Source organism: Wolbachia endosymbiont (group A) of Pherbina coryleti (assembly GCF_964026875.1).
Lineage (GTDB): Bacteria > Pseudomonadota > Alphaproteobacteria > Rickettsiales > Anaplasmataceae > Wolbachia > Wolbachia pipientis.
Genome location: NZ_OZ034706.1, coordinates 47,480 through 59,970 on the forward strand (window position 1 = coordinate 47,480; position 12,491 = coordinate 59,970).

9 protein-coding genes and 1 pseudogene are annotated in these 12,491 nt (G+C 34.9%); 3 read left to right on the forward strand and 7 right to left on the reverse strand.

The features are described from left to right. Positions 1-127: 127 nt before the first annotated feature. Positions 128-1,357, reverse strand: a complete 1,230-nt coding sequence (locus AAGD87_RS00275) for a cytochrome b (RefSeq protein WP_006280242.1) — start codon at positions 1,355-1,357, stop codon at positions 128-130. A 104-nt stretch (positions 1,358-1,461) separates the two neighbouring features. After that, positions 1,462-1,608, reverse strand: coding sequence for a J domain-containing protein (locus AAGD87_RS00280; RefSeq protein ID WP_244663040.1), 147 nt, complete (start codon positions 1,606-1,608; stop codon positions 1,462-1,464). Positions 1,609-1,700: 92 nt separating this feature from the next. On the opposite strand from AAGD87_RS00280, the gene AAGD87_RS00285 reads away from it, so the two are divergent. Then, a complete protein-coding gene (locus tag AAGD87_RS00285) occupies positions 1,701-3,230 on the forward strand; it encodes an N-acetylmuramoyl-L-alanine amidase (RefSeq protein WP_223823148.1) in 1,530 nt (509 codons plus the stop codon). Between the two features lie 19 nt (positions 3,231-3,249). On the opposite strand, the gene AAGD87_RS00290 is transcribed toward AAGD87_RS00285, so the two are convergent. Beyond that, positions 3,250-3,498, reverse strand: a complete 249-nt coding sequence (locus tag AAGD87_RS00290) for a J domain-containing protein (protein ID WP_264339529.1) — start codon at positions 3,496-3,498, stop codon at positions 3,250-3,252. Between the two features lie 172 nt (positions 3,499-3,670). Between AAGD87_RS00290 and AAGD87_RS00295 the strand changes: the two genes are divergently transcribed. Together AAGD87_RS00295 and hisS are read left to right on the forward strand one after the other, a co-directional pair. Then, complete coding sequence (locus tag AAGD87_RS00295; RefSeq protein WP_341817787.1) at positions 3,671-4,243, forward strand: NifU family protein; 573 nt, start codon at positions 3,671-3,673, stop codon at positions 4,241-4,243. After that, the gene (gene hisS / locus AAGD87_RS00300) at positions 4,240-5,466 is read left to right on the forward strand and encodes a histidine--tRNA ligase (RefSeq protein WP_265024086.1); all 1,227 of its coding nucleotides are present in this window, start codon (positions 4,240-4,242) and stop codon (positions 5,464-5,466) included. The genes AAGD87_RS00295 and hisS overlap by 4 nt, the downstream gene beginning before the upstream one ends. Positions 5,467-5,486: 20 nt before the next feature. Here hisS and surE read toward each other — a convergent pair whose 3' ends face one another. The 4 genes and pseudogenes from surE to AAGD87_RS00320 all read right to left on the reverse strand — a co-directional run bounded on the left by surE (position 5,487) and on the right by AAGD87_RS00320 (position 12,275). Next, positions 5,487-6,239, reverse strand: a complete 753-nt coding sequence (surE, locus tag AAGD87_RS00305; RefSeq protein WP_264339531.1) for a 5'/3'-nucleotidase SurE — start codon at positions 6,237-6,239, stop codon at positions 5,487-5,489. A gap of 1,306 nt (positions 6,240-7,545) precedes the next feature. Further along, positions 7,546-8,855 (reverse strand): annotated as a pseudogene (locus AAGD87_RS00310) (IS4 family transposase). A 532-nt stretch (positions 8,856-9,387) separates the two neighbouring features. Continuing rightward, on the reverse strand, positions 9,388-10,731 hold the full coding sequence (ffh, locus tag AAGD87_RS00315) for a signal recognition particle protein (protein WP_151808007.1): 1,344 nt from the start codon (positions 10,729-10,731) through the stop codon (positions 9,388-9,390). Beyond that, the gene (locus AAGD87_RS00320; RefSeq protein ID WP_341817621.1) at positions 10,716-12,275 is read right to left on the reverse strand and encodes a proton-conducting transporter membrane subunit; all 1,560 of its coding nucleotides are present in this window, start codon (positions 12,273-12,275) and stop codon (positions 10,716-10,718) included. Before AAGD87_RS00320 ends, ffh begins: the two co-directional genes overlap by 16 nt. Positions 12,276-12,491 lie beyond the last annotated feature (216 nt).

A 12,491-nucleotide genomic window follows, 5' to 3' on the forward strand; every position in this document is an offset into this window, starting at 1 on the left:
GGAATCCATTTATTTTTTTTCTGGATCCCAGTGTCAAGCACTGGGATGACAAAAGAGGGCTCTGGGATGACAGAAGAGAGCTCTGGGATGACAGAGAATTTTGTAAGAGATCTGCTTTGAATTGACATCACCTCATCTCCGGCACAGAATCACTTAAGGTTTTTGGTGGTTCTTTTGGCTTTTCATACTTACTAAGCAGTGGTAAAACTATCACAAAGTATGCAAAGTAATAAAGAGTAGATAGCCTACTCATAGTGATGTAAGGCTCTTTTACCTCTTGTCCTCCAAGCCAGGCAAGAAGTACAAAATTTATTGCAAAAACCCAAAAAAATTTCTTAAACACCGGGCGATAAGCACCACTTTTAACTTTTGATTTATCAAGCCAAGGTAACAAAAACCACACTAAAATAGACGCAAACATGGTAAGCACACCAGTAAGTTTATCTGGAATTGAACGTAGCATTGCATAAAAAGGTAAAAAATACCACTCTGGCACTATATGTACCGGAGTGACCATAGAATCAGCTTCTATATAATTGTCTGGATGCCCAAGATAATTGGGAGCATAGAAAACAAATGCGAACAAAACTACAAAAAACAGACCAAAAGTTATGCAATCCTTGACTATATAATAAGGATAGAGAGGGATGGTATCCTTATCTGATTTTACCTCCACTCCACTTGGGTTACCAGAGCCAAACCTATGCAGAGCTATCACATGAAGCATAGCTAAAGCAATAATAACAAAAGGCAGAAGATAATGCAGAGCGAAAAAACGGTTAAGTGTTGGGTTATCCACTGAAAAACCACCCCATAACCATATAACTATTTTATTGCCAATTAAAGGTATAGCAGAAAATAAGTTGGTTATAACTGTTGCACCCCAGAAACTCATTTGTCCCCAAGGCAATACATATCCCATAAAGGCAGTTGCCATCATTGCAAAAAATATAAATATTCCAATAAACCACACCATCTCTCTCGGTCTTTTATAAGATCCGTAATATAATCCACGCATTATATGAACATAGACTACCATAAAGAAGAGCGATGCTCCAACAGCGTGAGTGTAGCGTATTAACCACCCGTAATTCACATCTCGCATTATGCGCTCTACACTATTAAACGCATAATCAACATGCGGAGTGTAGTGCATAGCAAGAAATATACCTGTTATTATTTGTAAAATCAGCGCTATACCAGCCAAAGAGCCAAAGTTCCAAGCATAATTTAAGTTTTTTGGCACTTGGTAAGAAGCAGTGTGTCTTAGAAAAGAAAATATAGGCAATCTATATTCTATCCATCCTAATATGCCTTTTTCTTCTTTTATTGTTTCTTTTTTGTTATCTTCCTGCATAACTTAAACCTTTCTGAACACATGTCCATTGCTACTTTTATCTTATTTTTTTATTGTAGCAACTTATCCTTTACGCACAAATAAAAACTTTAAAGCAATATTAATTACCTCTTCAGCAACCTGTCACGTGCTGCGTTTAATTTTTGTGCAAAATATTCCGAGCCTCCTTTATCTGGGTGAACTAATTTCATTAAATTTTGATATGCTTTATTGATTTCATTTTGGTTCGCTCCAGAATCTATTCCTAGCACTTTAAATGCTCCATCTCTGAACATGTTACTACTACCAGACTAGTATGATTTTGTCTTGTAAATTTATTCAACAACCCTATTCTAACTATATAATGAAAAATTATCTACAAAGTGTTTATGAAGATGGTATGAAAATCCAACTATCTAAAGTCAACAAATATTTATTAGTTTTACTGATTACTGTCTCAGCATTTCTCATATCTGGGCAAGTATCCAGTTCAAGCAATATCGAGAATGATTTTCAAGATTTACAAGAAAAATTACCATTATTGAAAGATCAGGATTTGTTATTTTTAGATCCAGCTTCAGCTTTAAATTATGGTGATAGGGCAGGTAAAAAAGTGTTAATGGTTATAGTTCACCATACTGAAACATCAACACTAAAAGGTACAAAAGATACGCTGAATGCTAGAGGATTGTCAGTTCATTTTATTGTCGATAGGGATGGCAGCATCACCTTAATGGTTCCATTAGAGAAAGAAGCATGGCATGCTGGTATTAGTTATGCAAGAGTTAAGGTAGATAGTAAGCTTGAAGAGTTACGGAAGCTTAACAACTATTCTGTAGGTATTGAAATTGTAAACACAGGACTTGAGCCTTTTCCGGAAGAGCAAATGAGATCTGTTAAAGAGCTGATTTTATACCTTATGGAGCGTTTTAAAATTAAAAGGGATATGATATTTAGTCATTCTGAAATAGGAACTATAGTGTATGATCCAGAGCTTGGCTATACAATGCGTAAACCAGATCCACACAAATTGTTTGATTGGGAGTTATTAGAGAAAAATGAAATTGGATTGCACATAAGTGACAGAATAAACCCTAAAGATGCTAAACACAAAATGGGCAAAACATTGTATAAAGCAGGTGATAGAAATGAAGGTATTTTGAAATTAAAACAAAGGCTGAACAGATTTTTCTATAAGATAGAACCTTGGAATGATAAGAAAGGTAATGTAATTTTTCCTGATAATAATGCTGATTACTCAGATGAGTTTGATGAGAATTTTGTATGGGTTATTTATCAGTTTTCAATACATAATTTACCAAGAGAAATTAGAAAAGATCTACCTCTTAAACTAGAACAAGCAGATATATTTCCTGAATTCTTTAGTGAATATAGTCATGGCATTTCTTCTAGTTATCTAACCTTTAGTGAAAAAATTAAATCGACTCTACAACCATGTTTAAGCAAAGTAGATTATGAGAATTTATTATCTTCTCTTGCACAATATGAGAATAACATTTCTCCTGATGCATCTACCACTTTAATGTACAAAATTAAGTTATACTATGATTCTTATTTAAGATATCGCATATGGTCTTCACTCTATAAACCATTTAAGCTTAATGTATTGGAAGAGTTAGAGATTTTAAAGAGTGGAGTGTTATCTTTAAAATCACTAGATAGCTCTAAAGCTGCAGAAGTTTCCAGTTTAATTGATAGCTTTAAAGTAGATATTTCTTTAGAATTTCAGGGTTTTGAAAAACAGTGGTTTCAGGAGTTTAAGAATGCTTGGAGACAAGAATTTATACCTTCCCTGGAAGAACAGATAACATGGACTGCACTACATGAAGCAATATTGGAGTATTTAGAAAAAGCAAAGGAAGAAATTCGTTAAACGAAAACTTTTTTTAAGATCACTTTTTTAACAATTTATCACGTGCCGCATTTAGCTTTTGCGCAAAATATTCCGAGCCTCCCTTATCTGGGTGAACTAATTTCATTAAATTTTGATATGCTTTATTGATTTCATTTTGACTTGCCTCAGGATTCAGCCCCAGTATCTTTAATGCTTCATCCTTGGACATGTTATCACCAGTGTAATTTTCAGTACAACTTCTACTGCTATTAAATTCGTTCAAAAACTTACTCAATATAGAGTTCATCATGAAACTCATATTATTTTTTTTTGTCAGGAAAAGAAAAAATACAACAACGCTAGGCAAGACAAATGTAATTACTATGAATACTAAAAAAAGAAAAAAGATGAATGACATGTATATTTTTTTATCATTTTATGATTAAATAGTAACAATTATAATTGTCATGGTAAATAACATGTTCATCCAGATTGAAGAAACACCAAACCCAAATACGCTAAAATTCCTTCCTGGATTTGAAATTTTAAACGAAGGAGAAACGGCTGGTTTTTCAAATGCAAATGAGATAAAAAATTCTAAACTAGCAGCAAATCTTTTTCAAATAGAACATGTGGTAAGAGTGTTTTTTGGTCATGATTTTATTTCAGTAACAAAATTGGGTGGAATTAATTGGGATACATTAAAAGTAGAAATTTTAACTACAATCATGGATCACTTTACTTCAGGTGGAAAAGCACTAGATAAAGAAGGAGTAAATGATAATAATATACCGGATGAAGAATTTTTCGATGAGAATGATATAGAAATTGTAAATAGAATAAAAGAATTGATGGAAAGTTATATCAAACCTGCAGTTGCTCAAGATGGTGGCGATATCAAATTTCGTGGCTATAAAGATGGAATAGTTTATGTTGAGTTGCAAGGAGCTTGCTCTGGATGCCCAAGTGCTGCAATTACTTTAAAGCAAGGAGTGCAAAATATGCTGAGCTACCACATACCAGAGATTGCAGGTATAGAGACCACACTATGACTAATCAAACGGTTAGAGGAACAAAAGATCTCCTGTTTGATGAATGGTACAAGTTTAAATACATAGAGCAAACAGCAAACAGAATCTCAAGTTTATACGGCTTTTTGCCCGCCCAAACTCCAATATTTGAATACACGGAGGTTTTTACAAAAACCTTAGGTGATAGCTCAGATATCATCACTAAAGAGATGTATAGCTTCAATGATAAAGGGGGAAAGAGCATAACTTTACGTCCTGAGTTCACTGCAGCGATTGTCAGGCTACTCATTGAAAAAAAACTGCAAACACCGATAAAATTATTCTCAACAGGACCTGCATTTCGCTATGAAAGACCGCAAAAGGGAAGACAAAGGCAATTTCATCAGATAAATTTTGAGGTTTTTGGCATAGAAGATCCAAAAGCTGATATTGAATTGATATCACTCGCTCAGCACTTACTAACTGAATTTGGCATCAATAAAAATGTAAAGCTGGAAATCAACTCTTTAGGTGATGGTGAAACAATAACTAAATATAGAGAAGCTTTGATCTTATACTTTACAAAGTATCAAAATGATCTATCAGAAGATAGCAAAAATAGGTTGATCAAAAACCCACTCAGAATACTGGATTCCAAGGACGAGAAAGATAAATCAATAATTTCTGATGCGCCCAAAATCAGCAATTATTATACGAAAGAGTCCTCAGATTTCTTTGAACAAATACTAAATGGATTAACAATTCTTGATATACCTTATACCGTAAACAATAAACTAGTTCGAGGTTTGGATTATTATTGCCACACAGTGTTTGAGTTTGTTACAGAGGATTTAGGTGCACAAGGGGCAGTTTTTGCCGGTGGAAGATACGATAATTTAGTATCTTCAGTAGGTGGAAAACACACTCCAGCAATAGGATTTGCAGGGGGTATTGAGCGCATAATGGAGTTAATCAATTATTCTCCGAAAGAAGAGCGACCTATTTACCTAATTCCAATCGGTAGAGAGGCTGAAAAACATGCTTTAACACTTGCAAATGAATTGCGCAGAAATGGTTTATATGTAATCTATGAATATAGCGGAACGCTCAGAACCCGAATGAAAAAAGCAAATCAAGCAAATGCTAAAGCTGCTTTAATCTTTGGCGATGAAGAATTGAGTAGTAAAACTTTAAAGATTAAAAACATGGATACAGGTGAAGAAAAAATAATTGCTCGCGATAACACAATAGAAAATATCTATTAGGAGCAATGCAAATGTTTTTCTCAGTCAGCTATAGAAGAAAATTCGTCTGCACAAGAATTTCTCATAGTATTCAATGTATCATAATCTGTAAAATCTAATTTTACCGGTGTAATAGTAATAAATCCTTCTTTTATTTTATTTATACTACCACTGCCTGAGTGCTCTCGAGACCAATTTAAGCTAAAAGAGCCATTCGAATTTTCAGTAAAAGTTAAATCCCCATCAATGTTATATTCACCTTGTTCAGCAAATTCTACTCCTTTTACTTTTTCCGTAGCAGGAAAATTTACACTCATCACTATGTTTTTAGGCCAACCAACCTTAACTAGCTTGGCAATAACCTTTGGTGCAAAAACCTTTGTATTGTGCCAGTCTATTTTATCATGATAAACTTGGCTTAGCGCAATAGAAGGTATAGACCTTGCAGCACCTTCCATTACAGCACCAATTGTTCCTGAATAACAAATATCGTCCCCGACATTTGATCCAATATTTACTCCGGACAATATTAAGTCTGGTTTTTTATTCATAACTTTATTTAGCGCAATAATGACACAATCTGCAGGAGTACCAGACACACTAAATTCCCTTTCACTATGTTGTTTTATTCCAATAGATTGTTTCACTGGATAATCAAGAGATCTTGCAGCTCCGCTTCTATCAGTATCTGGTGCCACTATCCATATTTCTGACGCAAAATTCCGTGCAACCTCTTTGAGTAATTTTATTCCTTCACTTCCAAAACCATCATCGTTTGTTATTAATATTATCATATACAATGTTCAGCTATACAGCTCCAAATTATGTAAACCACTGGCTGTAAATAAACTCATGAGGCTTTAAGTTTCTTTGCATAACTACGAACTGTAACAAAGAACCTGCTGTAAATCAATAGATTTCTTGCACAGGCCATAACTGTCATTACAATAGAAACGAAAAAACTTACTTGACAAACTCCGCCAGCGCCCTTATCATGAAACTGAAGCTATTGTATTTGCTTTCGCCAATCTGCAGATTAAAAGGTAAGGATTACTTAATGTATCGGCGTCTTATGTTCAATTTTTTGCAGTATATAGATACTGTATGTCTTTACAAAACTTCATCTACATCTAGATTTTTATCTAAATAAGCTGAACGCGCTTATAAAGCGTTACAAGACATCAAAAAATGCCAATACTCGACAGAGATAGTAAAAGACTAGCTAACTCGGGGATTCTTTGTCTTTTTTTCTGCTTAGTAAATTTCTTAAACATTTGCAGCGTAGGTTAGTTGCAATTAAAAGCAGCTAAATCTTGCTTGTCAAGCGTTTAAAACATAAAAAACGCCAATATTTTAAAGCGGATAATAACCCCAGGGCTTCTTTTGCCTTTTTTTTCGTTTGGTAAATTTCTTAATATTTATAGCTAAACAACAACCGTCATCCCGCTACGTGTTAGCGGCTAAGAGATACCGCGGCGGTATGACGGTTTGCGGCGGCATGACCTCGTCATTCCCCTACGTGTTAGCGGGATCTAGAGATACCGTGACGGTATGACGGTTCGCGCGGTGGCATGACCTCGTCATCCCGCTACGTGTTAGCGGGATCTATGCTTTGAGATACCGCGAATGAATCGCGGTATGACGGTGTAGATGATGGTTAAGTAATTCGTCATCCCGCTACGTGTTAGCGGGATCTAGAGATACCGTGACGGTATGACGGTTCGCGCGGTGGCATGACCTCGTCATCCCGCTACGTGTTAGCGGGATCTATGCTTTGAGATACCGCGAATGAATCGCGGTATGACGGTGTAGATGATGGTTAAGTAATTCGTCATCCCGCTACGTGTTAGCGGGATCTAGAGATACCGTGACGGTATGACGGTTCGCGCGGTGGCATGACCTCGTCATCCCGCTACGTGTTAGCGGGATCTATGCTTTGAGATACCGCGAATGAATCGCGGTATGACGGTGTAGATGATGGTTAAGTAATTCGTCATCCCGCTGCTTGTTAGCGGGATCTAGAGATACCGCGAATGAATCGCGGTATGACGGTTCGCGGTGGCATGACGTAGGACTGCTGTCATTCCCATACGCGTCAAGTTAAGAGATTGTGAGCAAATTTAGAGAGGTTAAAGTGGATACTCTAGCCCTTCTACGTTTGTCTTTTAATGAAAATCGCGACCAAGTTATAGTGAGTTTTTTAAGAAATGCTTTTAAACTATTAATTTTGGTTAATACTAAAAATAACTCTCTAACCCGCCTTTTTAGCTCAATAAATGCCTTTGTTAAGCTAAGTTCTGTATTCTTTTTCACTTCTGTGCAACCAACTATGCCGTGAAATATAAGAATTGCGCACAATTTAGCATATAGTTCACATAATACTCTGCATGGCTTTCCTTTTAGCTTATCAAGCCTGATATGGCTTTTATACAATTTAAATAATAACTCAATTTGCCACCTTACTCTGTAAATCGTTAATACTTGCTCAGCACTAATTTTATTTTCTGGAACATTAGTTATAAATATTGACCAGTTCAACAATTTTTGATTTCTTTTAGAGGATCTGCGATCTTGCTAATCTATTAGCTTTCCTTCTTCTGCCCATAGACTGTTCTTCAGTTAGTTTCTGACATATAATTCTTACTCTAATTTTTGCTTCTTTTCCTAACAATACCTCGTTTTCTAAAAATAACTTATCCTCTCAACATTCTAATAACTCCATTTTTTGATTTGTTTCTACATCATATATGTTGGTATCGACGACTTATGAAATAAGCTCCTATTTCATTGATTTGTTTAAAAGAACTTGGCACAAAATAACCGAGATCAGATATTAGCAAATCATTGCTTAATATATTACTTAAATGTTTCCTATATCCCTGGTCTGATCTTACCCCCTCCGTTAAATTAAGTTGGTCTATTATCTGATTCATGTAGTCGAAAACTAATTGTAACTTTATTCCAGACTTAGTATTGCTTTCATAGCCACTGTAGCTAGTACCATAACCTTTATACATCTCTTCCATACTGTTAGGTAGAGTAATATAGCTACTGTCCAATAATTTAACACTATTAAATTGCTGTAAGATTTTGCAATCAACTTGCAAGATATTTTTAAAGAGAATCACAGATTCATTATACATCCTTTTCATAAATTCCACTGCTTCTTCAGTAAATCTAAAATCCAAACCTTGTTTTGTTATATCTATCGAGTCCTCGTTTAGTAATTGACACATTGTTTCTACGCTACAATTATCAACTCCTATATTACCCAAGACCATGGCTTTTACGAATGATGAACCTTTTAGCTTTCTCTTTCTTTTTATAAACCTTGTTGTAATTGAGATTTTCTCTGCTTTTTCATTAAAAAATTCTTTGAGCTTTTTTGATAAGCAAGTTATTTTATTCATTGGTTCTCTCACTAAAAGTATATCTGGGAGAACTTATACCTTATTATTCTATCTCTTTCATACCTTTATTTCCTTAACTTGACGCGTATGGCTGTCATTCCAGTCTGGAATCCAAAAAAAAGGATGACACCTCTGGGCGCTGGGATGACAGGAGAAGGAGGCTACTTTCATGACACCATTCTTTTTTCTGGATCCAAGTAGTCAAGCTACTCGGATGACACCCCACTGGTGTCCCACACTATAGCACTTCTCGCAATAGTCCGAATAGGATAAGATATGTGCTTATGGCTATGGTAGAGCAGTAGCATATTATGATCTGTTCGGATTATTGTAAAAAGAGCTATACAATGTTCGTACAGTTATGAAATGAATCGCGGTATGACGTGTTGCTTGGGTCAGCTATAGTATTTCTTAAAATTAATAATAAATTTCTTGGCTAGCAAGAAGCTGTAAATTTTTTTGCGAGACCTAAGCCGCTTTTGATATAGCTAAAGGTTTACTGATGATTTGTCTCATTCCACTACCTGCTGACTTACTTTCTGCTTAGCATATCCATCAAATCAGATTCTTTGAGTTTACTATGGTCAACTTTACTGAACTTATTTACCATAGAGCTCATTTGATTATACTGCTTAATTAGAAGATTAATGTCAGTTACAGTTGTTCCGGACCCCTTAGAAATTCTAAGTCTTCTTTTGCCATTTAAAATATCTGGATTTTGCCTTTCTTTTTCAGTCATTGAGTTTATGATGGCTATATATTTTTTCACTTTATTGTCATCTGGCACACTGCTACTTAGCTTTTTTGTAAATGAACTAGGAATGAATTTCATTATGTTGCTAATGCCATCCATTTTACTCAGAGTTTTTAACATTCCCACTAGGTCGTTTAGGTCGAATTTACCTTTTTTCACTTTCTTTTGTAACTTATCAATTTCTTCCTGACCAACAATCTCAGCAGCTTTTTCAACCAATGAGACAACATCACCCATGCTAAGTATTCTTTTTGCAATTCTATCTGGATAAAAATCATCGAGGTCACTTAATTTTTCACCACAAGCAATAAATTTAATTGGACAATCGGCGATCATTTTCATAGAAAGAGCAGCACCACCACGTGCATCACCATCAACACGGGTAAGAATAATGCCGGTTACACCTATTACCTCATTGAATGATTTGGCAATGTTGACCGCATCCTGGCCTATCATTGCGTCGGCTACTAAAATAACTTCTGCAGGTGAAGCTATTTCCTTTACGGCTTTCAACTCATTCATCATATTATTGTCAATATGAAGCCTGCCTGCAGTGTCTAGTATTAATACATCATAATTATCGTTCTTTGCTGCTGCCAGTGCCCTTTTTGTAATTGTAATGGGCTTCTCATCTATTACTACAGGTAAAGTTTGCACATCTATTTGTTTACCTAGCACTTCAAGTTGTTTCTGGGCAGCAGGCCTATAAATGTCTAAAGAGGCAAGCATCACTTTTTTCTTTTGCTTTTTTAGTTTTAAAGCAAGCTTTCCTGAGGTAGTTGTTTTACCTGCACCTTGTAAGCCCACCATCATAATCACAGCAGGGGGTTTAACTGCTAGATTTAAGTCACTTTTCTCTGATCCGAGAACTGCAACTAAATTATCCTGTACAATTTTAATTATCATTTGTGCTGGAGAAACACTTTTTATGACTTTTTCCCCAATCACTTTATCTTTAATGTCGTTGATGAATTTTTTTGCAACTTCAAGTGAAACGTCAGCTTCAATTAAGGCTATGCGTATTTCACGCATGGCAAGATTAAAATCATCTTCAGAAATGATTGACTTTCCTCTCAGTTTACTAAATACAGAATTTAAACTTTCAGTTAATGATTTAAACATAATAGCATTAGTAGAATACTCATTAAAAAGAGAGAAGAAGCTGAAACAAAACTCACTGAGTTATAACCCAGCACTTCTTTAAGTTTAGTAATATTATTAAAGTATAAACCAGTAAGTGGATTAGTCAAGTTTTGCACTACGCTGGCAAACATTTCTCTAGTTTTAGAGACTAACTGATTGAACAACAAGACAATATAGGATATGAAAGTTCTAAAAATCCAATCAACATCCATTTTAAAATTTACTCTCGGGTAAAATAACTTGCGTAAAGGAATAAACAATAAAGTGGTACATAGTAACAAATTAAATTGCGACAAAATATTTTTTGTGTTGTACACAAAATCGAAAATCGAAGGTTTATTGTAAATAGGTAAGTAAGGATTGCCAGCGATTACGCATATAAATGCTAAAATAATCATAGTCATTTTGCCTCCTCTCTCTGCTAAAGGTTTTGACTTACTTTTTGCAATAAATAAGTAATAAAGAAACTTTAGCCCCACGCTTAAATGAAGCAGCAAATTTAGAAGCTTATATAAATTTTTATACCCTTTTAAGGCAACAGTGTTCATTTTAATTTCAGCTGTGATATATGATTTACTGATAAATCCAACGGTTCCAGGAAATGCAGCCATTGTAAGTATTGCGATTATAGCACACATGCCTTCCACTGACATCAGTTTACCCACTCCATTAAAACTAATTGTTTTTGTTTGTGAAATAATCGAATTACTGACCACAAACAATAATGATTGATAAACAAGAGAGAAGATTATATGCAGTATCAAAATTGGTATTGCTTTTTCCGAAGGACTGAGCAAACTTCCTGCAATAATCAGCAAGCCCATTTGTCCTACAACGTTATAGCATAAAAATCTGCGAATATTTTGCTCAAGAGAAGCAAATATAATGCTGTAAATTGCAGTGATGGCGCCTACAAGCGCTAATATTTCAGTACAATCTTGCCATAGGTTATAAGTGTGTAAAAGCATCACTAAAAAAGAGACTTTAGTGGTAAATAAAGAGAGATATGTGGTGCCATGTAGCGATGCAGCAGGATATGCATCAACAACCCAAAATGAAAAAGGAAAACAAGCGCAGTTTATCAATAAACCCAAAATTATCAGGTTAGTGCTTTGAAGTGCCAATCCTGCTATTAATATAACTCCAACGAAAAAGTGTACACAAGCGTACCTTATTGCAGGTCCACTATCTCTACAGCTAGCTGCGATAATAAAAAATGCACTGATGGTCATTAATTCACAGAATATTATAACCAATATCATATGTTCAGATAAAACTGCATAAAGTGAACTAATAGTGTAAGCAGCAAAAGATAGCATCTCTGAAAAAGTCAAATTTTGTGCTGGTAGAACAGCTAAAAATGCAACTGATAAAAAAGATATTAGTATGGTACGAAAAGATAAATCAAAATCTAGAATTGGGAGAGACCAATTTACTGCAATGCTCAAATTTTCAGGTAATTTTAGGACTATAACTATTAATACAGTCAGTAGAAGTAACAGTGACGATTTATAAAGTTGCACAATAATTAAAACCAATATGGTTTATGCTATCTCAATATATGAATAAAATCAATTTGCATATTAACCACTAATTAAACTAATTATCATATAATTATATCAGAGTTTAGAGGGTTATAGAGAAACCGGTCAGATTAGGTTTTTAATCTAATCTGACCGATAGCTTTAATAGTGAGGTAAGCTTTAATATAGCACTCCTAATTCATAACGCTACACTCG

What these genes read in the sequence shown, in the direction of transcription:
- AAGD87_RS00275 (WP_006280242.1), bottom strand. Translation starts at nt 1,357, where the DNA reads ATGCAGGAAGATAACAAAAAAGAAACAATAAAAGAAGAAAAAGGCATA.
- AAGD87_RS00285 (WP_223823148.1), top strand. Translation starts at nt 1,701, where the DNA reads ATGAAAAATTATCTACAAAGTGTTTATGAAGATGGTATGAAAATCCAA.
- AAGD87_RS00290 (WP_264339529.1), bottom strand. Translation starts at nt 3,498, where the DNA reads ATGAACTCTATATTGAGTAAGTTTTTGAACGAATTTAATAGCAGTAGA.
- AAGD87_RS00295 (WP_341817787.1), top strand. Translation starts at nt 3,671, where the DNA reads ATGTTCATCCAGATTGAAGAAACACCAAACCCAAATACGCTAAAATTC.
- hisS (WP_265024086.1), top strand. Translation starts at nt 4,240, where the DNA reads ATGACTAATCAAACGGTTAGAGGAACAAAAGATCTCCTGTTTGATGAA.
- surE (WP_264339531.1), bottom strand. Translation starts at nt 6,239, where the DNA reads ATGATAATATTAATAACAAACGATGATGGTTTTGGAAGTGAAGGAATA.
- ffh (WP_151808007.1), bottom strand. Translation starts at nt 10,731, where the DNA reads ATGTTTAAATCATTAACTGAAAGTTTAAATTCTGTATTTAGTAAACTG.